The organism is Flavobacteriales bacterium (assembly GCA_030584065.1).
Classification (GTDB): Bacteria; Bacteroidota; Bacteroidia; order Flavobacteriales_F; family PHOS-HE28; genus PHOS-HE28.
This window is the reverse complement of record CP129489.1, coordinates 530,620-555,261: the sequence shown is the minus strand read 5'-3', so window position 1 is coordinate 555,261 and position 24,642 is coordinate 530,620. Positions and strand designations below refer to the sequence as shown.

Below are 24,642 nucleotides of genomic sequence, written 5' to 3'. Positions count from 1 at the left end.
GTACTTTCACGCGCCGAACGGTCGACCCATGTTCTCCAAGGCCTGTGAATACGGCATCCGTGCCTCCATGTGCATCGCCTCCTGCGGTCGCACCGGCGAGCGGCTGGGTCTGCATGAAGTGGCCGAGCGCACCGGCTCGCCCGAGGCCTTCACCGCCAAGGTGCTGCGCAAGCTGGTGGAAGGCGGGCTGATCGATTCGCAGCGCGGACCCAACGGCGGTTTCCTCATCACCCCCGAACAGGCGAAGAAGATCCGCATCAGCCGCATCGTGGACCTCATCGACGGCGACTCCGTCTACAAGGGCTGCGGCCTGGGCCTCGACGCCTGCGACGCCCGCAAGCCCTGCCCGCTGCACGACCAGTTCGCCAAGGTGCGGGCCGACCTGCGCCGCATGCTGGAGGGCACCACCCTGCACGACGTAGTGGACGGCGTACCCCTTGAGAAGATCATCCTGAAGCGCTGAGCCGGCCTCCCCGCGGTAGCGCCGGAATCCGAGCACAGTCTAATTATCGACCATTTTATCTGTTATTCTATTTTATGGATACTTTTGTCCAGTTCTAACCCTCAAGCCTCCCTTCCCGAACCATAGCTGCCGTCATGCATCATCGCACGTTCCCGCTCCGGTCCAAGGCCACCCCGCTGGCGGTGGGCATGGCCATGATCGCCCCCACGCCGCTCCTTGCACAAAGCGGCACCGCTGGCTGGCTCTCCAGCCCGGGGGTGGTGGGCACCCTGGTGCTTCTGGGCATCGTACTTCTGGTGGCCGCCCTGGTGGTGAGCGCGAAGGTGGACCGGTTGCTGCGTTCACTTCGCCGCAAGGGTGCCGGGGACGGCGCGATGGCCCGGCTCGGCGAGCGCGGCCTGGTGAGCACCTACAGCAACGAACCCGACAACCCCTTGGTGGATGAGAAGAAGTCCCAGGAAATGGTGCTGGAGGTGCAGCCCGGCCTGCGCCGGATGATCGTGTGGTACCTGGGCTGTGCGGTGAGCTGGCTGGTGATCGGCACCCTGATCGGCCAGTACGTGGGCATGAAGTTCGTGTGGCCCGACATGGACCAGCAGTCCTGGCTGTCGTTCGGCCGCCTGCGACCGGTGCACACCAACACCGTGTTCTGGGGTTGGGCCTCGCTGGCCATGATCGGGCTGGGCTACTTCGTGGTGGCGCGCACCTCGGCCGCAGCCATCCCCAGCCTGCGCCGCGGCTGGCGCGCGCTGGGTTGGATGAACCTGGGCATCCTCTCCGGCAACCTCTTCCTGATGGCCGGCATCAACAACGGCGGCGGCGAGTACCGCGAGTACATCTGGCCGGCCGTGCTGCCCTTCGCCTGGGGGCTCTTCCTCACCTTCCGCAACTTCTATGGCACGGTGAAGCGCCGCACCATCGGCGAGATCTACATCAGCAACTGGTACATGCTGGCCGCGCTCGTCTGGACTCTCGTACTGGTGACCATCGGCTACCTGCCCTGGTACCAGGACGGCCTGGGCGAGACCGTGATCCAGGGCTACTACATGCACCAGGGCGTGGGCATGTGGTTCATGACCTTCACCCTCGGCCTGCTCTACTACTACCTGCCCTCGGCGTTCAACAGGCCCATCTACTCCTACTCCCTCGGCGTGCTGGCCTTCTGGACGCAGATGCTCTTCTACACCCTCATCGGCACGCACCACTTCGTGTTCGCGCCGCTGCCGTGGTGGCTGCAGACGGTGGCCATCGTGTTCAGCGCGGGCATGTTCATCCCCGTGGTGGCGGGCACCACCAACTTCCTGATGACCATGCGCGGCAGCTGGTCTGCGATCGGCCGCAGCTACGTGCTGCCCTTCTTCCTGGTGGCCGTGGTCTTCTACTTCGTGGGCAGCACGCAGGGCAGCTTCCAGGCCTTCCGCTTCACCAACCACCTCTGGCACTTCACGGACTTCAACGTGGCGCACTCGCACATGACCATGTACGGCATCATCACCTTCGCGCTGTGGGCCTGCATGTACGCCATCGTGCCGCGGCTCACGGGGCGCGAACCGGCGCAGCTGCTGGTGGGCGCCCACTTCTGGCTGGCCTTCATCGGCCTCTTCGCCTACATGATCAGCATGATGGCCGGCGGCACCTTCAAAGGGCTGCAATGGCTGGAGGGCCGCCCCTTCATCGATGGGGTGATCGGCTCACGGCCCTACTGGATCTGGCGCGCCATCGGTGGTTCCCTGATGTTCGTCTCGCATCTGCTCTTCGCCTGGAACTTCATCACCATGGTACGCCGACCCGCGGCGAACACGGCAACCTCAGCGACCCCCACTCCCACCATCGCCTGACGCCATGCTCAACTTCCACAAGGACCACCAGAACCTGGTCAATGTCGCGCTCGTGGTGTTCGTGCTGCTGAGCATGGGCGTGGCCGTGATCCCCGCCAACGAACTGGCCCTGAACAACGCGCCCCTGCCGGACCTGCCGCCGATGACGGCGAGCGAACGACGTGGGCTGGAAGTATACGTGGCCGAAGGCTGCGCCGCCTGCCACACGCAACAGGTGCGCAACATTGAGATGGACCGCATGTGGGGCGAGCGGCCGAGCATCCCCAGCGACTACCACTACAGCAAGCAGCGCCTGGACGTGTGGCGGCAATCGCCCTCCCTGCTGGGCAGTGAGCGCACCGGTCCGGACCTCACCAACACTGGCCGGCGACAGCCCGGTGCGCAATGGCACTTACTGCACCTCTATGATCCGCGCATGGTGGTGAAGGGTTCCATCATGCCGCGCTACCCCTGGCTCTTCGAGGAGACCGACACGCCCGCGGAGGATGCGGTGGTGGTGCCGGTGCCCAAGGAACGCCTGCGCGACAGCAACAAGGTGCTGGTGGCCTCCCAGCGCGCACAGGACCTGGTGGCCTACCTGCTCACCCTGAAGCAAGCGCCCCTGCCCGGCGGTGCTGATCCGGTCTTCCTGCCCTCGCCAGGGGCGCGCAGCGAGGCGGAAGCAAAGCCAAGCGCCGGCGACCTACCCAACGGCGCCGACCTCTTCGTGCAGACCTGCTCCGCCTGCCATGGCGCGGAAGGCAAGGGTCTGGCGGGTGCCTTCCCTCCCCTGGCCGGCAGCCCGGTGGTGAACGACCCCGATCCCACCCTGATGCTCTCGATCATCCTCGGTGGCTATGATGCGCGGGCGGAGTACGGCGTGATGCCCGCGCAGGCCGAGCGATTGTCGGACGCGGAGGTCGCGGCCATCGCCAACTACCTGCGCAGTGCCTTCGGCAACGAGGCGCCCGCCACTACCACCGATGCCGTCCGCGCCGTGCGCTCCACGGTGGCACCGGCCACCACCCTGATGCCCTGATGCGCGCGCTCCTCACATTCCTGTTCTCCGCCACCGGCGTGGCCGTGTGGGCCTGCGATGTGTGCCAGAAGAACCAACCCGCCCCGCTGCGCGGCATCACCCATGGCACGGGCCCCCAGAGCCAGTGGGACCTGGTCATCGTGTGGGGCGCTGGGGGCATCGTGACCATCACCCTGGTCCTCGCCCTGCGCATGCTGCTGAGGCCGGGGGAAGGGCATGACGGGCACATCAAGCGCATCATCCTCCACGACCCATCCATTCCCCATGGAACCTGAACGCCTTGTCCGCCTCTACATCGATGATGACCGGGAGCCTTTCGCCGAGTTCGAGCCGCCGGTGAAGTTCGTGCTGGACACCACCCGACTACCCGACGGACCGCATATCCTGCGTGTGGTGGCGCGCTCCACCAGCGGCGTGGAAGGGGTGCGCCATGTGCCCTTCGAGGTTCGCAATGGTCCGGACATCGCCGTGGTGGGCCTCGATGATGGCGACGTGGTGGACGGCCGCATGCCCATCACCATCAACGCCTATGGCAGCGAGCGCGCCGATCGGTTCCTGGTCACCGGCTCGGAAACGCCCAAGGGCATCCCCGCCTGGGTGTGGGCCCTGCTCATCACCTTCCTCGGCTTCGCCCTGTTCTACTTCATCCAATACTGGCACGTGCCGCCCGCAGCATGACACCCGCACCGCGCGCTGACATCCGGCACCACGATCACATCGTGCTGTTGGTGGACACCTTCTATGGCAAGGTCCGCAACGACGACCTGCTCGGGGCCATCTTCAACGGCATCATCGGCGACCGCTGGCCCGAGCACCTGGAGAAGATGCACCGCTTTTGGGGCACCGTACTGATCAACGAGGGATCGTACACGGGCACCCCGTTGCGGCCCCACCTGGACATGCCGATCGGTGCGGCGCATTTCGGGCGGTGGCTGCAACTCTTCCATGCCACGGTGGACGAGCTCTTCGAAGGTCCCGTGGCACAACTGGCCCACCGCAACGCCGACCGCATGGCGGACATGTTCCAGGAGCGCATCGAGCGGTACCGGACGCGTCCGCAGGACTTCATCCAGTGAACTACCGGCTGCACCACCCCATCGCGCTCATCTGCGCCTTCGTGTGGGTGGGCTTCGTGTGCGCCATCAGCTTCATGGAGGCCTGGCTGAAGTTCCGCGCCTACGGCGTCACCCTGCCGATCGGTCTGGGCATCGGGCGGCTCGTGTTCCAGGCCTTGAACCGGGTGGAATGGGCGCTGGCCGTGGCCGTGCTCGCCGACCTGCTGTGGCGCAGGGTGGCCTGGCCTCCCCGCGGGCTCATCGTGCTGCCCGTGCTCATCCTCTTCATCCAAAGCCTCTGGCTGCTGCCGGCGCTCGATGAACGTGCACTGCTCGCCATCCATGGTCACCTGCCGGGCCCGTCGCACCTGCATCTCCTCTACGTGGTCGGCGAGGTGGTGAAGGTGGCCGCACTGGTCATCCTCGGCACCCGGCTGGTCCGTGTCACCACCGTGCAAGGATGACACAGGTCATTCATTTACGGACATTATTGTCCTTTTCTTTGCGTCACACCTGAAAGCACCTGAACACCATGTCGATCCCCTTCACCCTCGACCGGACCGTCGGCTCCATCGTGGCCGATGACTACCGCACCGCCGCCGTCTTCAACGCCCATGGCATCGACTTCTGCTGCAAGGGTGGCCGCACCATTGCCGAGGTATGCCGGGCCAAGGCCATTGAACCGGACACCTTGGAGGCCGAGATCCGCCAGGCCATTGAACGCGATGGCGGCACGGCGGACGATGTGAAGCAATGGCCCCTGAGCCGCTTGATCGAGCACATCGAGCGCGTGCATCACCGCTACGTGGAGTCCCGCTCCACCACCCTGATGCAATTCCTCAACAAGCTCTGCACCGTGCATGGGGACCGCCACCCGGAGCTCTTCGCCATCCGCGAGGAATTCCACGCCTGCGCCCAGGCCATGGCCGCCCATATGAAGAAGGAGGAGCTGGTCCTCTTCCCCTTCATCAACCAACTGGAGAAGGCCCGGCTGCACGACCTGCCCGCCCCCACCCCGCATTTCGGCACCGTGGAGAACCCCATCACCATGATGGAGCACGAGCACGACGCCGAGGGTGAGCGCTTCCGCCGCATCGCCGAACTGAGCGGCAACTACACCAACCCGCCCGACGGCTGCACGACCTATGGCACGGCCTACGCCATGCTGCGCGAGTTCGAGGAGGACCTGCACCGCCACATCCACCTGGAGAACAACATCCTCTTCCCGCGCGCCAAGGCGCTGGAGAAGGAACTGCGCCATGCCACCGCTTGAACGGCACGCCCTGCTGCGGCCGGTGAGCCGGGAGCACCATGAGGGGCTCCTCTTCTGCTGGCAGATCCGGCGTGCCCTGGCCGAAGCGCGCGACCCCGTCGCGCAGATGCAGAGCAGCGTGGCGTTCTACCACCGCCATCTCCTGCCCCACTTCGCCATCGAGGAGGAGGCCGTGTTCCCGGTACTGGGCGCGGGCGACCCCCTGGTGAAGCGCGCCATCAGCGAGCACCGCAGGCTCACGCGCCTCTTCCTTTCATCGGACGACCCGTTGCGCGACCTCTCCCGGATCGAGGATGAGCTGGAAGCGCACATCCGTTTCGAGGAGCGCGTGCTCTTCCCCCGCATCCAGGCCGTGGCCACGGAGGAGCAGCTGGAACGGATCGACCGGTTGCACGGGTTGCTGGCCGAGACGTAAGCGGCAGGCCGGCTTGCGGGCACCCTGCTCGTTGCAGACCGATGGCAGTGGGCCGAATGACCTGCCGCATCAGGCACAGATCCACGAGAGGTTCACCACCGGGGCGGCCACATTGGCGGAACACAACGTGAACCGCGAGTGCCTCTTCCAGCCATGCAAGCCGGGGCTCATGGGGCACCGGCTGGTGATTCCGAAAGATGGTGCGCGGGCAAGGACGGCCGGCTCGCCCCACTGGAGGATGCACGTACCACAGGCCACAACGCCGAGCGCACGGGTGAGCCAGGCCGAGGATGGGGCACCAGCGCATCCTGTGCATGCTGGAGTGCCCGGTCCTCTGGAATCACGGTCATCGATTGCAAGGCCACCTGGGTGAAGCGAAGAGGCTAGGGGCAATCCGCCCCGGCCGGGGCGAACCGCCCCGGTGCGGATTGCCCCCCGTTGCCCCGTGTCGGGCTCGGCACCTCCGCTGAACCATCTGTAAGGCGCTGCAATCCAATGGATCACACCTCCCGGCCTGCAAGGATGCAGGTCCACCCGGTCCGATTGGCACAGGCCTTGGCAACGGCGGTTCGCAAGCCGCAACCATGCCACCGACCAATCACCGACCATCCCTTTCGCTTTGCGTGAATTGCCTGCACAAGGGTGCCTGCGCCTACGAGCGGCAGGCCACCGGCCCGGTATTCCACTGCGAGCTGCATGAATTGCCAACGGTGACCGCCCAGGCACAACGGCCGACACGCCCGAATATGCCCCTCGAAACCGGGGCCGGTCTCTGCGCCACCTGCGACCACCGCGACCATTGCGCGCTCCGCTCGGCGGACCGCATCATCCTGCACTGCGAACACTACCAATAGAACACCGAACCAACAAGGCACCATGCATACTCCGACGATGGAAAAGAAAGCCGAGCAACGGCAAGGCATGTACAAGGTGGTCATGGACCAGTTCGAACGTGCGGCCGACATCATGGGCCTGGACCCCGGCGTGCGGAAGATCCTGGCCAAGACCAACAGCGAGATCGTGGTCCACTTCCCCGTGAAGCTGGACGACGGCTCCATCGAGGTCTTCACCGGCTACCGCGTGCAGCACAACAACGCGCTCGGGCCCTACAAGGGCGGCCTGCGCTACCACCAGACCGTGGACATCGACTCCGCCCGCGCCCTGGCCATCTGGATGACCTGGAAGACCGCGCTCGCCGGACTGCCCTATGGCGGCGGCAAGGGCGGCGTGGAGATCAATCCCAAGCTCTACTCGCAGGGCGAGCTGGAGCGCATCACCCGCCGCTTCACCTATGCGCTGGGCGACAACATCGGGCCCGACCTGGACATCCCGGCGCCCGATGTGAACACCAACCCGCAGATCATGGCCTGGATCGCGGACACCTACTCCAGCACCAAGTCGCCCGCCACGCGCTTCGCCAACCTGCACGTGGTGACCGGCAAGCCCCTGGGCGCCGGCGGACTGGAAGGCCGTGACCGCGCCACCGGATTCGGCGTGGTGGCCACCCTCAAGTCATGGTCCAAGCGCACCGGCAAGCCCCTGAAGGGCATGCGCTACATCGTGCAGGGCTTCGGCAACGTAGGCTATTGGACCTCGCACTTCCTGGCTGAGGAAGGTGCCGTGCTCATCGCCGTACAGGACGCCAGTGCCACCATCCACAACGTGAACGGCATCGACCCCGAGGACCTGAACCGACACGTGGAGGCCAACAACCGCAGCATCTCAGGCTACGCCAAGGCCGGCACTATGGCACCCGAGGAATTCTTCGGACTGCCCTGCGACATCGTGGTGCCCGCTGCCCTGGGCAACCAGATCACCGCGGCCAACGCCGGAAGCATCAAGGCCAACGTGGTGGCCGAAGGCGCCAACGGGCCCACGGACACCGAAGGCGAAGCCATCCTGCGCGCCAACGGCGTGGACATCATCCCGGACATCCTCTGCAACAGCGGCGGCGTGATCGGCAGCTACTACGAGTGGCTCCAGAACAAGCGCAGCGAGATCTGGAAGATCGACCAGGTGCTGGAGATGATCCAGGACAAGATCGACACCGCCTTCGACAAGGTGGTCACCACCGCCGAGGAGTTCGAGGTGAACTGGCGCGACAGCGCCTACATCGTGGCCCTGCGACGATTGGAGAAGACCTACAAGGAACGCGGCATCTTCCCGTAGCATGCAGCACCTGGGTGTACTGAAGGAAAGCGAGCGCCGCCGGCTGGTGGCGCTCGCCCCTGCAGGCGTGAAGCGCCTTGCGGGTCATTTCCGTGTGACCGTGCAGCGCGGCGCCGGCAGGGCGGCGGGCTTCTCCGATGAGGCCTATGAGGAAGCAGGCGCCACCTTGGTGGGTCACCGCGACGACATTCTTCGCAACTGTGATGTGATCCTCGGCCACGACAACCATTATCGCGGCGAGGACATCGGCAAGCCGAAGACCTTCATCGGCTTCCTCAACGTGCTGAACGACCGTGCCGTGGTGGAACACTACCGCAGGCCGGGCATCACGCTCCACAGCGTCGACCTCATCCCACGTACCACCCTGGCGCAGGCCATGGACGTGCTCTCGTCAGTGGCCTCCATCAGCGGCTACCAGGCCGTGCTGCTCGCCGCCGAGCGCTCCCTGGCCACCGTGCCGATGATCACCAGCGCGGGTGGCACCTTGCGTCCGGCACGCTTCCTCATCATGGGGGCCGGTGTGTCGGGCCTGCAGGCCATCGCCACCGCGCGCCGTCTGGGCGCCATCGTGCGTGCCTATGACGTGCGTTCCGCGTCGCGTACCGAGGTGGAGAGCCTTGGCGCCACCTTCATCGAGGTGGAGGGTGCCGTGGAGGACCGCAAGGCGGGCGGCTATGCCGTGGAGCAGACCCCCGAGCACCTGGAGCGTATCCGCAAGGTGATCCACGAGGAGGCCGCCCAGGCGGATGTAATCATCACCACCGCGCGCATCCCCGGCCGAAGGGCGCCCCTGCTGATCACCGAGGACATGGTGCGCGCCATGAAGCCTGGCGCCGTGGTGGTGGACCTTGCCGCTGCCACCGGTGGCAACTGCGCCCTCACCGAGCCCGATGCCACCGTGATGGCCGACGAGGTGACCATCATGGGCCCCACCGCCATCGAATGCGGCTGCGCACATTCCACTTCCTTCCTGCTCTCCAACAACTACACCACCTTCATCGAGCACCTGCTGAAGAACGCGGGCAACCCGGCCGACGAGATCCTCAAGGCCACCCGCGTGGTGGAGGATGGCGAAGTGGTGAACGAACGCTACCTGGCCCTGGCCGCAACCGCCTGAACCCATGAACGAGCTTCACTACCAACTCACCGACATCGACGGCGTGTTCGTGCTCGCCTTGAGCCTGCTGCTGGGCTTCGAGGTGATCCGCAACGTGCCCGCGGTGCTGCACACCCCGCTCATGTCCGGCTCCAACGCCATCAGCGGCATCATCCTCTTCGGAGGCATCACCCAGCTGCTCGCCGCCGGGCCGGGAGAGATCCTGGTGGTGGTGCTCTCATCGCTGGCCATCCTGCTTGGTGCGGTGAACATGGCCGGCGGCTTCTTCGTCACCCATCGCATGCTGGACATGTTCCGCGCCACGAGCAAGCGTAATACCGAGCACTGACCGTGGGCATCCTATACCTCCTTGCCACCCTGGGCCTGGTCCAGGGCCTGAAGCTCATGGGCGAGCCTTCGCGTGCGCGTACCGGCAACCTGCTGGCCGCCGCAAGTGCGTTGTTGGCCTTGGCGGCCATTACATGGGCCTGCTACCGTCCTGAAACCGTGGGCGCACATCTGGTCCTGCTGGTGCTGCTGCTTGTGGCCGCAACGGTGATTGGCCGTGTGTGGAGCTACCGCGTGCCGATGACATCGATGCCCCAGCTGGTATCCATCTTCAACGCGCTGGGGGGCCTCAGCGCCGTGCTGCTGGGTGTGAACCAAGTGCTTGCCATGGGCATCCTGCCCGCGAACCGCTTCGGCTCCACCGTTCTCATGCTCGGTGTGGCCCTCGGCGGGCTGGCCTTCACCGGCAGCATGGTGGCCTACCTGAAGCTGGACGGCCGCAAGCTTCCACGCGGGAACCGCCTCCATAGGCTTGGTGCGCGCCTGCTGCTGCTGGGCATGCTGCTGGCACTGGCGCTGCTTTGGGTGCTGCCCGATGCCTCCGGGTCCCTCGCCCTGTTGCTGATGCTGGTGGCCGTTGCCTCCTTGGTCTACGGCATCCTGTTCACCCTTCCCATCGGCGGTGCCGACATGCCGGTGCTCATCGCCCTGCTCAACGCGCTCACCGGGGTGGCCACCCTGCTGGCCGGCCTCATCTTCAAGGACCCGGTGATGCTCATCGGCGGCATCCTGGTGGGCGCCACAGGCCTGATTCTCACCGCACAGATGAGCAAGGCCATGAACCGCACCCTGCGGAGCGTGCTGGCCGGCTCCATCAAGAGCGCCCGCGGTGGCGCAGCGGAAAGCGAGGAGCAGGTGCGGCCGGTGACCGCCGTGGAAACCGCCTCCATGCTCGCCTTCAGCAAGCACATCGCCATCGTGCCCGGCTATGGCATGGCCGTAAGCCAGGCCCAGCAGGCCGTCTACGAGATGCAGGGCCTGCTGCAGCGCATGGGCGCGGGTGTGCACTACATCATCCACCCGGTGGCGGGCCGCATGCCCGGCCACATGAACGTGCTGCTCGCAGAGGCCAACGTGCCCTACGCCAGCATCCACGGCATGGAGGAGGTCAACGATCATATGGACCGTTACGATGTGGTGCTCGTGATCGGCGCCAACGACGTGGTGAACCCCGCCGCCGAGTCCGATCCGGATTCCAGCATCCACGGAATGCCGATCATCCGCGCCTACAAGGCCAAGCAGGTGGTGGTGTTCAAGCGCGGCATGGCCAAAGGCTATTCCGGCGAACGCAACCTCCTCTTCGAACGACCCAATTGCCGCGTGCTCTTCGGCGATGCCAAGGAGAGCGTGAAGGCCATCATCGACGAACTCAAACGCATCTGACCATGGAGAACCCCCGCCTGATCGTTTCCGAGAAGGAGCGCGACCTGATGCGCTCCTGGATCATCGGCCACACCGCACCCGACATCCAGGTACGCAACAGCCTTGACCGGCTGTACAAGGAACTGGACACCGCCGACGTGCGCAAGGAAGAGGACATGCCCCATGATGTGGTGCGCGTATGCAGCATCGTGGACGTGGGCATGCCCGCCGGCCGCAAGAACGGCCTGCAACTGGTGATGCACGCCGATGCCGACCTCAAGCAGAACAAGCTCTCGGTGTTGTCCGTCCTCGGCTCTGCACTGATCGGCTACCGCCAAGGCGCCACCATCGTGTGGAAGCTGCCCCTGGGCGACCAGACCATCACGCTCGAGAAGGTTGACAACTCCCGCTGCGATGTGGAAGCCTTGAGGGAGTAACATCCACGGAGGACCGCATCATCGAACAGACCAGTTGGAGGGAGCGTTGCTGCCACGGCAGCAATGCTCCCTCCTCCACATCATTCCTTCCCCACATCTTGAACTCACGCTTCCTTCCATCATCCATCCTGCCCGGCATCCTCTTCGCTGTGGTGCGGGCCACGTCAGGCTGCTCCCCGTCAGCACCGCCGCCCGCACCGGACCGCTTCCCCGTGACCGCACCCCTGGTGGGCGACACCGCGATCGCGAAGGACTACGTTGCCGAGGTCCACAGCGTGCAGTTCGTGGAGGTGCGCAGCCACATCGGGGGCTACATCGAACGGATCCACGTGGATGAAGGACAGCTGGTGAACGCCGGACAACCGCTCTTCGACGTGAGCAGCGCGGACCGCGGCCTGGAACTGCAACGCGCCAACGCCGCGCTGAAAGTGGTGCAGGCCGAGCTCGCCGCCGCCGAGGTGGAGCTCCGCAACACCGCCGCCCTGGTGCAGCAGAACATCTCCTCACAGGCCGAACTGGACCTGACCCGTGCCCGCGTGGACGCCCTGCGCGCCCGGGTGGAGGAGGCCGCCTCCGCACGCGACCACGCCGCGCTGAACCTGTCCTATTCGCTCATCAAGGCCCCTTACCGCGGCAAGATCAACCGCATCCCGTTCAAGACCGGCAGCATCGTGCAGGAGGCCGATGTGCTCACCACCATCACCGACAACAGCGAGATGTTCGCCTACTTCCACTTGTCGGAGCTGGATTACCTGCAGCTGCGCAACCTGTTCCGCGACACCACCCTGCGCCGGGTGACCCTGCTGCTGACCAGCGGCGAGACCTATGAACACCAGGGCCGCATCGAGGTGGCCGAGAGCGAGTTCGACCGCGCGACCGGCAACATCGCCATCCGTGCGCGCTTCCCCAATCCGGACGGCATGCTGAAGCACGGCGCCAACGCCAACATCGTGGTGCGCCGTCCGCTGAAGGATGCGCTGATGGTGCCGCAGCGCTCCACCTTCGAGGTGCAGGACAAACTGTACGTGATGGTGGTGCGGCCGGACAGCACCGTGGAGCAGCGCAGCATCACCGCTTCATTCCGCCTGCCCGACCTCTACGTGGTGCAGAGCGGCCTGAAGCCCGATGAACGCATCGTGTTCGAGGGCGTGCAACGGCTGCGGCACGATGACCGCATCGTGCCCGCACCGGTGGGCCGGGAGGAGGTGTTGAACAAGATCGGCAACCACTGACCGCGCCGCCATGTTCGCCCGCTTCATCCACCGACCCGTCCTTTCCATCGTCGTCTCGGTCATCATCGTGGTGCTGGGACTCATCGGCCTGCAGCAGCTGCCCATCACGCAGTTCCCCGACATCGCACCGCCCGAGGTGAACGTGACCACCAACTACACCGGGGCCAACGCCGAGACCAGCGTGAAGGCCGTGGTGACCACGCTGGAGCGCGCCATCAACGGCGTGCCGGGCATGCAGTACATGAACAGCGTGAGCGGCAACGACGGCGAGAGCATCATCCAGATCATCTTCAAGCCCGGCATCGACCCCGACCTCGCCGCCGTGAACGTGCAGAACCGGGTGAGCACCACCCTGGACGAACTGCCCGAGGAGGTGACCAAGAGCGGTGTGGTGGTGGAGAAGGTGCAGAACAGCATGCTGCTCTACATCAACGTGCTGAGCACCGACCCCACGCACGACGAGAAGTTCCTCTACAATTTCGCGGATATCAACGTCCTCAAGGAGATCAAGCGGATCGAGGGCGTGGGCTTCGCCGACATCCTCGGCGTGCGCGAATATGCCATGCGCGTGTGGCTGAAGCCCGACCGCATGCGCTTCTATGACATCGATGCGCAGGACGTGGTGAACCGTCTGCGCCAGCAGAACGTGGAGGCCGCGCCCGGCAAGATCGGTGAGAGCTCCGGCAAACGGGCGCGCACCCTGCAGTACGTACTGCGCTACACGGGCAAGTTCAACACCCCGGAGGAGTATGCCAACATCGTGGTGCGCGCCACCGACGAGGGCGAGCTCGTGCGCCTGAAGGACATCGCCGACGTGGAGTTCGACTCGCAGGACTACAACGTGCTGAGCAAGGAGAACGGACGGCCCTCCGCCGCCATCATGCTGAAGCAGCGCCCCGGCACCAACGCCAAGGAGGTGATCGACGACATCAAGGCCACCATGGCGCGCATCCAGGCCACGTCGTTCCCGCCGGGCATGACCTACACCTTCAGCTACGACGTGAGCCAGTTCCTGGACGCCTCGATCAGCAGCGTGCTCTGGACCCTGCTCGAGGCCTTCATCCTGGTGGCGCTCGTGGTCTACATCTTCCTGCAGGACCTGCGCAGTACGCTCATCCCGATCATCGCCATCCCGGTGTCGCTGGTGGGCACCTTCTTCTTCATGGACCTGCTCGGCTTCTCGCTGAACCTGATCACGCTGTTCGCCCTGGTGCTGGCCATCGGCATCGTGGTGGACAACGCCATCGTGGTGATCGAGGCCGTGCACGCCAAGATGGAGCGGTCGGGACTCGGTCCGCGGGAGGCCACGGAAGCCGCGATGAAGGAGATCAGCGGGGCCATCATCGCCATCACCCTGGTGATGTCCGCCGTGTTCATCCCGGTATCCTTCATGGAAGGCCCCTCCGGCATCTTCTACCGCGAGTTCAGCCTCACCATGGCCATCTCCATCGTGCTCAGCGGCATCACGGCGCTCACCCTCACACCGGCGCTGTGCGCCTCCTTCCTGAAGAAGGTGGACCACCACGCTCCTCGCCCCGGCCGTCTGGGCCGCTTCTTCACCGGCTTCAACACCTGGTACGACGGCCTCGGCGCCCGGTACAAGACCCTGGTGGGGGCCATCGCCAACCGGCGCACGGTGACCTGGGGCCTGCTGATCGGCTTCTCCGTGGCGGCCGGCCTCACCGGCTCGCTCGTGCCCACGGGTTTCATCCCCAACGAGGACCAGGGCACCATCTACGCCAACATCAACGCACCGAACGGCGCCACCATCGACCGCACCGAACGCGTGGCCGACGAGATCCAGCAGGTGGCCGACAGCCTGGACGCTGTGGACAACGTGAGCAGCCTGGCCGGCTACAGCCTGCTCAGCGAAGGCACCGGCGCCACCTATGGCATGAACCTGATCAGCCTGAAGAACTGGGAGGACCGCGCACAAAGCGACCAGGAGGTGATCGCCGAGCTGATCGAACGCACCAAGCACATCAAGGACGGCGAGATCGAGTTCTTCACCCCGCCGCCCGTGCCCGGCTATGGCAACTCCAGCGGCTTCGAACTGCGCCTGCTCGACCAGACCGGAAGCGACGACCTCAACGCGCTGCAGCAGGTGGCCAATGACCTGGTGCGCGCGCTGAACCAGCGGCCCGAGATCAACAACGCCTTCACCACGTTCAACGCCAGCTTCCCGCAGTACCTGCTGCACCTGGACATGGACCTGGCCGCCGAGAAGGGCATCACCGTGGAGAACGCGATGAGCACCCTGCAGACGATGATCGGCAGCGAATACGCCACCAACTTCATCCGCTTCGCGCAGATGTACCGCGTAATGGTGCAGGCCGATCCGGAGTACCGCGCCGAACCCGATGACATCCTGAAGCTCTACCTGAGGAACGACAAGGGCGAACTGGTGCCCTACAGCACCTTCCTGCGCATCGAGAAGGTGTACGGTCCCGAGCAGATCACGCGCTACAACATGTACCCCTCGGCCATGGTGAACGGCCAGCCCGCTCCGGGCTACAGCAGCGGCGATGCGATCCAGGCGATCCGCGAGGTGACGGCGGAGGTGCTGCCCCGCGGCTACGGCTACGACTGGGCCGGCTCCTCCCGCGACCAGGCCAACGCGGGCAACCAGGCCATCATCATCTTCGCCATCAGCCTGCTCTTCGTGTACCTGCTGCTGGCCGCGCAGTACGAGAGCTTCCTGCTGCCGCTGCCGGTGCTGCTGTCGCTGCCCGTGGGCATCTTCGGCGCGCTCTTCTTCCTGCTCATCATGGGGCTGGAGAACAACATCTACGCGCAGATCGCCATGGTGATGCTGATCGGCATCCTGGGCAAGAACGCCATCCTCATCATCGAGTTCGCCACCCTGCGCCACCGCGCCGGCGCCAGCGCGTTCGATGCCGCCGTGGAGGCCGCCAACGACCGCCTCCGCCCCATCCTGATGACCAGTTTCGCCTTCATCGCGGGCCTGATCCCCCTGATGATGGCCAGCGGCGCGGGCAAGATCGGCAACAACACCATCGGCTCCGCGGCCGCAGGGGGCATGCTCTTCGGCACCATCTTCGGCGTGATCGTGGTGCCCGGGCTCTACGTGGTGTTCGCCACCCTGTCCGACCGCCTGAAACGCACCGGCCGCAAGGACGAGATCGCCTTCACCGAAACGCTTTGAGCACCATGGCCCGCATCCACCTTCCCGCCCTGGCCCTCGGTGCCGCCCTCTTCACCGGTTGTGCCTCCCTGGATGATCCGCTGAAGGCCCCGCAGCAGGCGCAGCCCGCGTCCTTTGCCGGCACCACCGCTGACACGGCCAACGCCGGCACCACCGACTGGCGCACCTACTTCAACGACCCGCTGCTGGTGCAGCTGATCGACACCGCGCTGGCCCGCAACCTCGACCTGCAGATGGCGCTGCAGCGCGTGGAGATGGCCCGCGCCGGGGCCCGTGCCGCGCGCGGTGCGCAGCTCCCCACCGTGGGCCTCAACACCACGGCCGCCATGCGCCGCTTCGGCCTCTACACCATGGACGGGGCCGGCAACATCGTCACCGAGATCGTGCCCGGCAAGATCGTGCCCATCGACCTGCCCGACCTCTACATCGCCCTGCAGGCCACCTGGGAGGTGGACATCTGGGGACGCCTGCGCAACCAGCGCAAAGCGGCCGTTTCGCGCATGCTCGCCAGCCAGGAGGGCGCCCACCTGGTGATGACCAACGTGGTGGCCGACGTGGCGGTGGCCTACTACGAACTGGTGGCGCTGGACAACGAACTGGCCATCCTCCGCGAAACGGTGGTGCGCCAGGAGGAGGCGCTGAACGTGATCGAGCGGCAGAAGGACGCCGGACGCGCGAACGAGCTGGCCGTGCAGCAGTTCGAGGCACAGCTCCTGGGCACCAAGGCGCTGCAGAAGGAGATCGAACAGCGCATCGTGGCCACCGAGAACCTCATCAACCTGCTGCTCGGCCGTTTTCCGCAACCCGTGCAGCGCAACGCCGCCGGCCTGGCCGGCCCGCTGCCCGCCGATCCCGCCGTGGGCCTGCCCGCCCAACTGCTGCGCAACCGGCCCGACATCCGCGCCGCCGAACTGGAGTTGATGGCCGCACGCTTCGACCTGAAGGCCGCGCGTGCCGGCTTCCTGCCCAACCTCAACATCACGGCGGGCTATGGCTACCAGGCCTTCGACCCGACATTGCTGTTCGAGAGCCCCTCATCCATTGCCTATCATTTGGTGGGGGGCCTGTTCACCCCACTGCTGAACCGCAACGCCCTCAAGGCACGCTTCCGCGAGGCCAGCGCCCAGCAGCTCGCCGCCGTGTCCGCCTACCAGCAACGCATCATCACCGGCCATGTGGAGGTGATGAACGAGCTGAGCAACCTGGGCAAATTGCGCGAGGCAGGTGACCTGCGTCGTCAACGGAACGACGTGCTGCAAGCCTCGGTGGACGTATCGCGCGAGCTTTACCGCAATGCGAAGGCCGGCTACATCGAGGTGTTGCTGGCCCAACAGAACGCCCTTTCCGCGAACCTGGAACTGGTGGAGGTGCAGAAGCGGCAGCGCTTCGCCTTGGTGGACCTGTACAAGGCCCTGGGCGGCGGATGGTCCGATCGGCGTCCGTGATCGTGCTGGTGGCCCGGCCGGCCCGTAGGTAAAGCCTGGCACGCCGGCTGGGTGAACGTGGCGCGCGGCGATCAGGCCGCCGCCTCGTGCTCCGGGCAATCGGTGCGCAGCTCGGCCACGGCCAGGTCCGTTCCCAACAACTGGCAGTGGTGCCGGCCCTTGCGATCGCCGCGGTAGTGTGCGCAGGTCCAGCACATGCGTTGCACCTGCACATCACCACTTTCAAGCAGCGACGCCAGCAGGCGCATCAAGGCCAGCAACAGGGTCTCGCGTTCATGCAGGGGCAGGGTGGCCAGCGCCTCGGTGAAGGGCCCACCCGCAGGCAGCCAGCGCCTCCCGGCCGCCGTGAGCCGCAGCGCATGGCTGCGGCCATCGTGCGGATCGGGCTTCCGCAGCAGCAGGCCGCGTTCCACCAGGAGCGCCACACTGTCGCTCACCGTGGGCCGTGTCACCTGCAGCTCTTCCGCCAAACGCGCCACGCCCACGGGCTCACCGGGGTGGTCGGACACGAAACCCAGGATGCGGATCTGCAGGGGGCTGAGCCCGGCGCCCGTGGCCTGCTGCCAACGCAGGGCACGCGCCACCTCCCCGATGCGCTCCAGCAACCGGGCCAGGTGCGCATCCAGCGCTTCATCAGCGGCGTGTTTCCGGGCCATGGTCGAAAGGTATCGTGAACAAAGGGACCCGGCACGCACGGCCGGGTCCCCTGCTGTTCAACCGGGCCTCCTCAGCCCTTCACCTCGGCCATGCTCGCGCCGTGGTTGATGTGCAGCACATCGCTGCCGATGACCAGGGCGGGCACGCTCTTCACGCCGGCGGCCTCGGCCTCGGCAATGCGGCCGCGGTCCTGGCCCAGATGAACGTGCTCCACCTCGAACCTGCTGCGGTCCACCAGTTCGGTGATCCGATCCTCCGCGTTGATGCATACCGGGCAACCGGCATGGTAGAAGACTGCCTTTTCCATGTTGTTGGGGTTAGGGGTTGATGTGATCGGGCGGGAACGTCCTCCCGGGGACAAATATAGTTAGGCTTCCTTACCTTTGACCCGCACCGACAACATCCCGATGCGCACGACCCTCCTCCTGACCGGCCTTCTTTTGTGGAGCGGCCTGCATGCCCAACAACGCACGAACATGAACGACAACGCGAGAACGGCCGAAGTGGCCGTATGGGACACCTATGTCACCCGCAAGGACGGCCGGGTGATGCACTTCGACATCATCGCACCCAGTAGCCAGCGCGACACGGCCGTGATCCACGGCTACGGACGGGCGTACCTGGAAAGCAAGGGACAGGGCGGACAGTCGCTCACGTCGAAGGAGTGCCGCTTCTGCCACGTGCGTGCACTGCCCCCCCAATGGGAGGCCGACATCCGCCGCCAGGGCTATTTCATCCTGGAGATGGAGAACTGCGACTGAGAGGCCGCCGCTACGCCCCCAGCGGCTCGAACCGCGCTTGGAAGAAGCGCAGGTACTTCGGCTCGTAGGTCATCCGCAGGCCGGTGATGCGGTCGCGGCGCTCATACACGCGTTGCACGCTCTCGGCCACCACGTCCATGTGGGCCTGCGTGTACACGCGACGCGGGATGGTGAGGCGCACCAGCTCCAGCTCGGGGTAGCAGTGATCGCCGGTGGTCTTGTCGCGGCCGGCGCTCACGATGCCGCGCTCCATGGCGCGCACCCCACTGTCGATGTATAGCTCGGCGGCCAGTGCCTGCGCGGGGAAGGCGGTCTGCTGCAGGTGCGGCAGGAAGGCCTTTGCATCCAGGAAGATGCCGTGCGTGCCCACGGGCCGTACGATGGGGATGCCCATGTCGATGAGCTTCTGCCCGAGGTAGAACACCTGCCCCACCCGCGCGCGGATGTGGTCGTCCTGCACGCTTTCGGCAATGCCGATGGCCATGGCCTCCATGTCCCGTCCGGCCAGCCCGCCGTAGGTGTGCAGTCCTTCGTAGATCACCACCCTATTCCGCGCCTCCTCGAACACATCCCACTCATTGGTGGCCATGAAGCCGCCGATGTTCACCAGCGCGTCCTTCTTGGCGCTCATGGTGGCGCCGTCGGTGAGCGCGCAGATCTCCCGCACGATCTCCGCCACGCTGCGATCGGCCTGTCCCGGCTCCAGCAGCTTGATCATGTACGCGTTCTCGGCCACGCGCGTCATGTCGTGGATGATGCGGATGCCGTGCTTCGCGGTCAGCTCCCGCAGGGCCTTCAGGTTGGCCAGGGAGATGGGTTGCCCGCCGGCCATGTTCACCGTGGTGGCGATGGAGACGTAGGGGATCTTTTTCGCGCCGTGCTCGTCGATGACGCGCTGCAGCTTGGCGAGGTCCACGTTGCCCTTGAAGGGGAAGGTGCTCCGCGGATCGTGCGCCTCGTCCACGATGATGTCCACGAAGGTGCCGCCCGCCAGCTCCTGGTGGAGCTTGGTGGTGGTGAAGTACATGTTGCCGGGCACGATGTCGCCGGGCTTGATCAGGATCTGCGAGAGGATGTTCTCGGCGCCGCGTCCCTGGTGGGTGGGCACGAGGTATTTGTAGCCGTAGAACTTCTTCACCGCCTCCTCCAGGTGGTAGTAGTTGCGGCTGCCGGCATAGGCCTCATCGCCGAGCATGAGCCCTGCCCATTGGCGGTCGCTCATGGCGCTGGTGCCGCTGTCCGTGAGCAGGTCGATGTAGACCAGCTCGGAGGGCAGCAGGAAGGTGTTGTAGCCCGCTTCCTCAATGGCCTTCACGCGCTGCTCACGCGTGGTCATGAACAGCGGTTCGACCATCTTGATCTTGAAGGGCTCGGCCCAGGATGTCTTGTGCATGGGGTTCGCAGGTGTTCGGTCGTTGTCAGGCCACGGGCTGGGCATCGGGAAGGAGCAGCGCACGCACCTCGTCGGCCTGCTGCTCCAAGGCCGCGCGGAAGCGTTCCGCATCCTGGGCCGCATCGGCGAAGGCGCTCTGCACCAACGCGCCATAGTGCCGCATGCCCTCCAACAGGTTGTCCCGGAAGGTGGTGAGGCGGCGGCGTTGCTTCGCGTTCATCTCACTGGCGCAGCGCTCCAGTTCGCGCTTGTAGTGATCCACGTAGAGCCCCAGTTCCTTGATGAACATGTGGGGCCGTTCCACCTCCGCCAGCAGATCGGTGCGCCCATAGATGTGGTCCACCATGGTGCGCAGGGACACCACCTGGCTGAAGTAGGCGGTGTTGGGTCCCGGACAGATGGCCACGGCCTCCAGCTTGTGCGCGGGCGAAAGCCCGGCCTTCAGCAGCGCACCGGCCCCCAGCCCTTCGCACAGGCAGTCCTTGTCCATGACGGCCGCCTCTTCGCGGGCCAGCGCAACGGGATCGGTGAGGGTGGCGCGCAACTGCTGCAGCTTCAGGTGCTGGTACTGGCGCGAGGCGGTGCAGATGGGCCGCTCGGTGAACTCGGTGTTGCTGCTGAGGAACTCCTTGTAGCACGGGCTGCCCGGCCGTCCCTTGGCGATGCGGGCCAGCCGCTGCTGCTCCGAGCTGCTCGGCCTGAAGTTGTGGAAGGGCACGCCCAGCGGCGAGGCGTTGCTGAGGAAGAAGTCCTCGGGGCGTGCGTGGGTGAGCTGATGCAGGGTGGCCTCGTCCACGTTGGTGGCCTCGGGCACCAGCAGGAAGGGACTGCCCCACCCGGTGCCGTCCACACCGTAGTGCTCCAGCAGGAAGCGGTCCTCCGCCGCCGTGCCGATGCCGCCCTGTGCGGTGATGCGCTGCGCAGGCAGTTCCTGGAACACCGCCCTGCCCTGCCCCGCCAGCACCTCGTTGCAGGTGGTGTAGAGCTCCCGGGCCAGCGCGCTCCTGTGCTCGGCGAAGTCCTGCAGGATCGGCCCCATCAGCAGGCCGTCCGTCGCGAAGGCATGCCCGCCGCAGTTGAGGCCCGATTCGATCCGGAACTCGGACACCCAAACGCCCTTCTTCGCCAGCAAACGCCCCTGCACCTGGGCCGAACGCAGGTCGCTCACCTTGAGGATGACCTTCTTGCGCAGCTTCCCTTCCGCATCGGGCAGGAAGTCGGCGAACTGCGCGATGTAGTTGTAGAGCCTGGGGTTGTAGCCCGCGCTGAGCACCACGGCGGAGCTGAGCGTGCTGTTGGCGAACCCGCGGAAGGCGGCCATGGCATCGCAGAACGCATCGGGCAGGGGCACGCCATCCGGACCGTAGTTCGTGGGATCGATCTTGGCCATGATGTTCACATCGATGGCGCCCGGCGTGATGCGCGCCCGCAAGGCCTCCTCTGCCATCTCGCGCTCGGGGCCCGGCGCCATGGCCATTACCTGCTGGTACCTTTCCTGCAAGGGTGAGCCCGGTGGCAAAAGCTCGAAGTACAAGCCGCTCTCCGCGCCGGGTGCCAGCGGCGTGGCCCGCACCCGCGCCGTGTTGCGCTCCACCAGACGCTGCAACAGGTCGAGGTAGGCCGTGATGCGCCGCGCGCGGTGGTCGGGGGAAGGTTTGGGGATGGCCTCGCAGGGCTCGTCGTTCAAGGCCGCGTGGTGCGCACGCATCCGTTCGATGAGCTCGTCCTCGATGATGGACACCACGGATGAGATGCCGAGATGGGCCACCTTCAACGGGGTGTCGATGGTATAGCCCAGCCCCATGACGGGGATGTGGAAGGTGTGGGGGCCGCGCACGGCCGCGGTTTCTGGGCTGCGCATCACGCGAAGTTCCTGGGGAGCTTCATCACCGGAACTGATTCGCATCATATTCCTGCGATCATTCCTGATGAGGATCGCCCCGCACCGGCGGGCACTGTAACCGCACCATGCCCCGCAATGGCCGGCTCTCCCCGTGCCATCACAGCTCAACGGGCTTCCGGTCCACCAGGTGATGGGTGCCTGCGCTGACAGGCTCTGCCAGGGCTCCTTCGAGCACCGCTCGAGCCACTGCGGCCAAATCCCGCAGATTGATGAGCTCCAGCGACCAGCGTCGGCGCACCCACATCGGCCCCAAGGCACGCTCGCACCTGGCCACCATCCGCATGGCCATCGCCAGCCCCTCGGGATCGCGCAACGTGCCGGCATGCATGGACATGGCATGACGCAGCGCGGAAATGGCGCGCAGTGCGCCCGTTGGCGCCGACCTCGACAGCTTCGATGGCCATTGGCGCCGTGGCAGCGAGCCTCCCTCGCAATGCGGTGCTTCACGGATGGCATCGGCGGCGCGGCGCGGCATCACGAGCGCTTCGAGCAGCGAATTCGACGCCAGGCGATCCGCACCATGCAGTCCGGTGCCAGCGCATTCCCCCAGTGCGTAGAGCCCGCTCAGGGCGGTACGCCCGCTGTCGTCGGTGGCGATGCCGCCGCAGAGGTAATGCGCTGCCGGCATCACCGGAAGCGGATCGCGCCCGGGCACCAGGCCGATCCGTCGGCAATCGCGGTCGATGGCAGGGAACTCCCGCATGAAGCGGGCGGTGCCGATGGGACCGGCATCGAGCAGTGCATACGGCAATCCCGATCGCCTCATCTCCTCCTGTATCGCGCGGGCCACCACATTGCGCGGCGCAAGGTCGCCAGATGGATGCACGCCATCCATCAGCGGCCGGCCATCGTGGCGCAGCAGGCGTGCGCCCGCACCCCGCACCGCTTCGCTGATGAGCGGCACCTGACCCTGCGCACCGGTGTGCAGCGCAGTGGGGTGGAACTGGACGAAGGCCATGTCGCGCACCGGGACGCCGGCGCGCACCGCCATCGCGATGCCATCACCCGTTGCATCCGGCGGATTGGTTGTGTGCATGAAGACCTGTCCGATCCCTCCGGTGGCCAGCACCACCGCATCAGCGAACCGGTCGTGCATGTCGCCCGTGGCCAGGTCGATGGCGCGCACACCGATGCACCGCCTCTCGTCGCCCTCCCTCACCAGGAGGTCGACCACGCGCTGCCCTTCCATCAACGTGACTGAAGGCTCATCGCGCACTTGACGGCGCAGCACCCTTACGATCTCCTCACCGGTGCGGTCGAGATGATGCACCACGCGGGCAGCGCTGTGCCCACCCTCCCGCGCCAGAAGCAGGTGGCCATCGGCATCGGCATCGAAGCGCGCCCCTTGGGCGAGCAATTCCCTGATCACCGCCGGCGCCTGGCGAACCACGAGCTCCACGATCCTCCGGTCATTCCGCCCCTCACCCACCCGGAGGGTATCCCCGATATGCCGCTCGAAGCTGTCCCCCCCGTCCATCACGGCCGCCACCCCCCCTTGAGCGGCGTAGGAGCTGCTACCCTGGACCGGTGCCTTGGTGAGCATCACGATGGACATACCGCCATGCCCGGCCGTCAGTGCCAGTCGGGCCGCGCAAGCCATGCCTGCGATCCCGCCCCCCACCACGATCACCTCCCTCGGTCTCATCCCAGCGCGAGCATCCGGCGCAAGGCCCGCTCAGCTCCGACCCTGACGGCTTCCGGCAATATCACCTCCGGACGCAATCCGAGCAGCGCATCGCGCATCTTCCGCACCGTATTCAGCTTCATGTAGGGGCATTCGCTGCAGGCGCAGGTGTTCTCCGCGAAGACCGGTGCCGGTATCAGCAACTTGCCTGGCACAGTCTTTCGCATGCCATGAAGGATGCCCGCCTCCGTGGCCACGATGTAGGCGTGCCCCCCGTCTCGCCGCACGAAGTCGAGCATCGAGGCGGTCGAACCCACGTGATCCGCCTCGGCGAGGATGTCATGCGGGCACTCCGGGTGAGCGATGAGCTTGGCCTCAGGGTGCTTTCCCATCAGCAGCCTCAGCTTGTCGGCGCTGATGGCCTCGTGCACCTCGCAGCTTCCGTCCCAGAGCAGCATGCGCCTGCCGGTGATGCGCTGCACATAGGCGCCCAGGTGCTTGTCCGGCGCGAAGATGACAGGGCGGTCCGCCGGCAGGCTGTTCACCACGCGCACCGCGTTGCTGCTGGTGCAGATGATGTCGCTCATCGCCTTCACGGCTGCGCTGCAATTGATGTAGCTCACCACCAGATGATCGGGGTGACTGTCAAGGAACTGCGCGAAGGCCTCTGCAGGGGCGCCATCGGCCAGGGAGCATCCTGCGGCGAGGTCAGGGACCAGGACCGTCCGCCCAGGATTGAGGATCTTGGCCGTCTCGGCCATGAAGTGGACGCCGCAGAACAGGATGACCTCGGCGCGAGCGCGGTCGGCAGCCTGCGCCAGCGAAAGGCTATCGCCGACGAAATCCGCGAGCTCCTGGATCTCCGGGGTCTGGTAGTAGTGCGCAAGGATCACCGCGTTGCGCTCGCGCTTCAGCCTGATGATCTCTGCACTGAGGGCCCTGTCGGGCTCAGCGGCGACCCTTGCGGGAACGGCAGTGGCTTCCATT

General features: G+C 65.9%; 25 protein-coding genes. 19 read left to right on the top strand and 6 right to left on the bottom strand.

The features are described from left to right. Window positions 1–28: 28 nt before the first annotated feature. The 18 genes from QY325_02380 (at window position 29) to QY325_02295 (ending at window position 17,317) form a co-directional block, all read left to right on the top strand. On the top strand, window positions 29–463 hold the full coding sequence (locus QY325_02380) for an Rrf2 family transcriptional regulator (protein WKZ66779.1): 435 nt from the start codon (window positions 29–31) through the stop codon (window positions 461–463). 134 nt (window positions 464–597) lie between these two features. Continuing rightward, window positions 598–2,301, top strand: coding sequence for a cbb3-type cytochrome c oxidase subunit I (locus QY325_02375; protein WKZ66778.1), 1,704 nt, complete (start codon window positions 598–600; stop codon window positions 2,299–2,301). Between the two features lie 4 nt (window positions 2,302–2,305). Further along, entirely contained in the window at window positions 2,306–3,319 is a 1,014-nt protein-coding gene (locus tag QY325_02370; protein ID WKZ66777.1) for a cbb3-type cytochrome c oxidase subunit II, read from the top strand. After that, on the top strand, window positions 3,319–3,594 hold the full coding sequence (locus QY325_02365; protein WKZ66776.1) for a hypothetical protein: 276 nt from the start codon (window positions 3,319–3,321) through the stop codon (window positions 3,592–3,594). The genes QY325_02370 and QY325_02365 overlap by 1 nt, the downstream gene beginning before the upstream one ends. Then, window positions 3,584–3,997 carry a cytochrome C gene (locus QY325_02360; protein WKZ66775.1) on the top strand — a complete coding sequence of 138 codons (414 nt, stop codon included), beginning with the start codon at window positions 3,584–3,586 and terminating at the stop codon, window positions 3,995–3,997. Before QY325_02365 ends, QY325_02360 begins: the two co-directional genes overlap by 11 nt. Then, entirely contained in the window at window positions 3,994–4,395 is a 402-nt protein-coding gene (locus QY325_02355; GenBank protein ID WKZ66774.1) for a group III truncated hemoglobin, read from the top strand. Before QY325_02360 ends, QY325_02355 begins: the two co-directional genes overlap by 4 nt. Then, window positions 4,392–4,838, top strand: coding sequence for a hypothetical protein (locus QY325_02350; GenBank protein ID WKZ66773.1), 447 nt, complete (start codon window positions 4,392–4,394; stop codon window positions 4,836–4,838). The genes QY325_02355 and QY325_02350 overlap by 4 nt, the downstream gene beginning before the upstream one ends. A 68-nt stretch (window positions 4,839–4,906) precedes the next feature. Continuing rightward, a complete protein-coding gene (gene ric, locus QY325_02345) occupies window positions 4,907–5,647 on the top strand; it encodes an iron-sulfur cluster repair di-iron protein (protein ID WKZ66772.1) in 741 nt (246 codons plus the stop codon). After that, a complete protein-coding gene (locus QY325_02340) occupies window positions 5,634–6,062 on the top strand; it encodes a hemerythrin domain-containing protein (protein ID WKZ66771.1) in 429 nt (142 codons plus the stop codon). The genes ric and QY325_02340 overlap by 14 nt, the downstream gene beginning before the upstream one ends. A gap of 623 nt (window positions 6,063–6,685) precedes the next feature. Next, window positions 6,686–6,916 carry a hypothetical protein gene (locus QY325_02335; protein ID WKZ66770.1) on the top strand — a complete coding sequence of 77 codons (231 nt, stop codon included), beginning with the start codon at window positions 6,686–6,688 and terminating at the stop codon, window positions 6,914–6,916. Between the two features lie 37 nt (window positions 6,917–6,953). Then, window positions 6,954–8,231 carry a Glu/Leu/Phe/Val dehydrogenase gene (locus tag QY325_02330; GenBank protein WKZ66769.1) on the top strand — a complete coding sequence of 426 codons (1,278 nt, stop codon included), beginning with the start codon at window positions 6,954–6,956 and terminating at the stop codon, window positions 8,229–8,231. Window position 8,232: 1 nt separating this feature from the next. Next, window positions 8,233–9,348, top strand: coding sequence for an NAD(P) transhydrogenase subunit alpha (locus tag QY325_02325; protein WKZ66768.1), 1,116 nt, complete (start codon window positions 8,233–8,235; stop codon window positions 9,346–9,348). 4 nt (window positions 9,349–9,352) lie between these two features. Continuing rightward, on the top strand, window positions 9,353–9,676 hold the full coding sequence (locus QY325_02320; GenBank protein ID WKZ66767.1) for an NAD(P) transhydrogenase subunit alpha: 324 nt from the start codon (window positions 9,353–9,355) through the stop codon (window positions 9,674–9,676). 2 nt (window positions 9,677–9,678) lie between these two features. Next, complete coding sequence (locus tag QY325_02315) at window positions 9,679–11,058, top strand: NAD(P)(+) transhydrogenase (Re/Si-specific) subunit beta (protein WKZ66766.1); 1,380 nt, start codon at window positions 9,679–9,681, stop codon at window positions 11,056–11,058. A 2-nt stretch (window positions 11,059–11,060) separates the two neighbouring features. Continuing rightward, complete coding sequence (locus QY325_02310) at window positions 11,061–11,474, top strand: GreA/GreB family elongation factor (protein ID WKZ66765.1); 414 nt, start codon at window positions 11,061–11,063, stop codon at window positions 11,472–11,474. Between the two features lie 98 nt (window positions 11,475–11,572). Next, complete coding sequence (locus tag QY325_02305) at window positions 11,573–12,706, top strand: efflux RND transporter periplasmic adaptor subunit (protein ID WKZ66764.1); 1,134 nt, start codon at window positions 11,573–11,575, stop codon at window positions 12,704–12,706. A 10-nt stretch (window positions 12,707–12,716) separates the two neighbouring features. After that, a complete protein-coding gene (locus tag QY325_02300; protein WKZ66763.1) occupies window positions 12,717–15,872 on the top strand; it encodes an efflux RND transporter permease subunit in 3,156 nt (1,051 codons plus the stop codon). A gap of 5 nt (window positions 15,873–15,877) precedes the next feature. Next, the gene (locus QY325_02295) at window positions 15,878–17,317 is read left to right on the top strand and encodes a TolC family protein (protein ID WKZ66762.1); all 1,440 of its coding nucleotides are present in this window, start codon (window positions 15,878–15,880) and stop codon (window positions 17,315–17,317) included. Window positions 17,318–17,388: 71 nt separating this feature from the next. On the opposite strand, the gene QY325_02290 is transcribed toward QY325_02295, so the two are convergent. Both QY325_02290 and QY325_02285 read right to left on the bottom strand, forming a co-directional pair. Then, on the bottom strand, window positions 17,389–17,973 hold the full coding sequence (locus tag QY325_02290; GenBank protein ID WKZ66761.1) for a helix-turn-helix domain-containing protein: 585 nt from the start codon (window positions 17,971–17,973) through the stop codon (window positions 17,389–17,391). Window positions 17,974–18,044: 71 nt separating this feature from the next. Beyond that, on the bottom strand, window positions 18,045–18,281 hold the full coding sequence (locus tag QY325_02285; protein WKZ66760.1) for a thioredoxin family protein: 237 nt from the start codon (window positions 18,279–18,281) through the stop codon (window positions 18,045–18,047). A 100-nt stretch (window positions 18,282–18,381) separates the two neighbouring features. Here QY325_02285 and QY325_02280 point away from each other — a divergent pair, with 100 nt between their 5' ends. After that, window positions 18,382–18,735, top strand: a complete 354-nt coding sequence (locus QY325_02280) for a DUF2024 family protein (GenBank protein ID WKZ66759.1) — start codon at window positions 18,382–18,384, stop codon at window positions 18,733–18,735. Window positions 18,736–18,745: 10 nt separating this feature from the next. On the opposite strand, the gene QY325_02275 is transcribed toward QY325_02280, so the two are convergent. From QY325_02275 to nadA, 4 genes are all read right to left on the bottom strand, one after another. Then, a complete protein-coding gene (locus QY325_02275; GenBank protein WKZ66758.1) occupies window positions 18,746–20,128 on the bottom strand; it encodes a tyrosine phenol-lyase in 1,383 nt (460 codons plus the stop codon). A 25-nt stretch (window positions 20,129–20,153) separates the two neighbouring features. Then, window positions 20,154–21,989 (bottom strand): hypothetical protein, encoded by a 1,836-nt coding sequence (locus QY325_02270; protein WKZ66757.1) that lies wholly within the window; start codon window positions 21,987–21,989, stop codon window positions 20,154–20,156. Window positions 21,990–22,128: 139 nt separating this feature from the next. Beyond that, the gene (gene nadB / locus QY325_02265; protein WKZ66756.1) at window positions 22,129–23,676 is read right to left on the bottom strand and encodes an L-aspartate oxidase; all 1,548 of its coding nucleotides are present in this window, start codon (window positions 23,674–23,676) and stop codon (window positions 22,129–22,131) included. After that, the gene (nadA, locus tag QY325_02260) at window positions 23,673–24,641 is read right to left on the bottom strand and encodes a quinolinate synthase NadA (GenBank protein ID WKZ66755.1); all 969 of its coding nucleotides are present in this window, start codon (window positions 24,639–24,641) and stop codon (window positions 23,673–23,675) included. The genes nadB and nadA overlap by 4 nt, the downstream gene beginning before the upstream one ends. Window position 24,642: the final 1 nt, after the last annotated feature.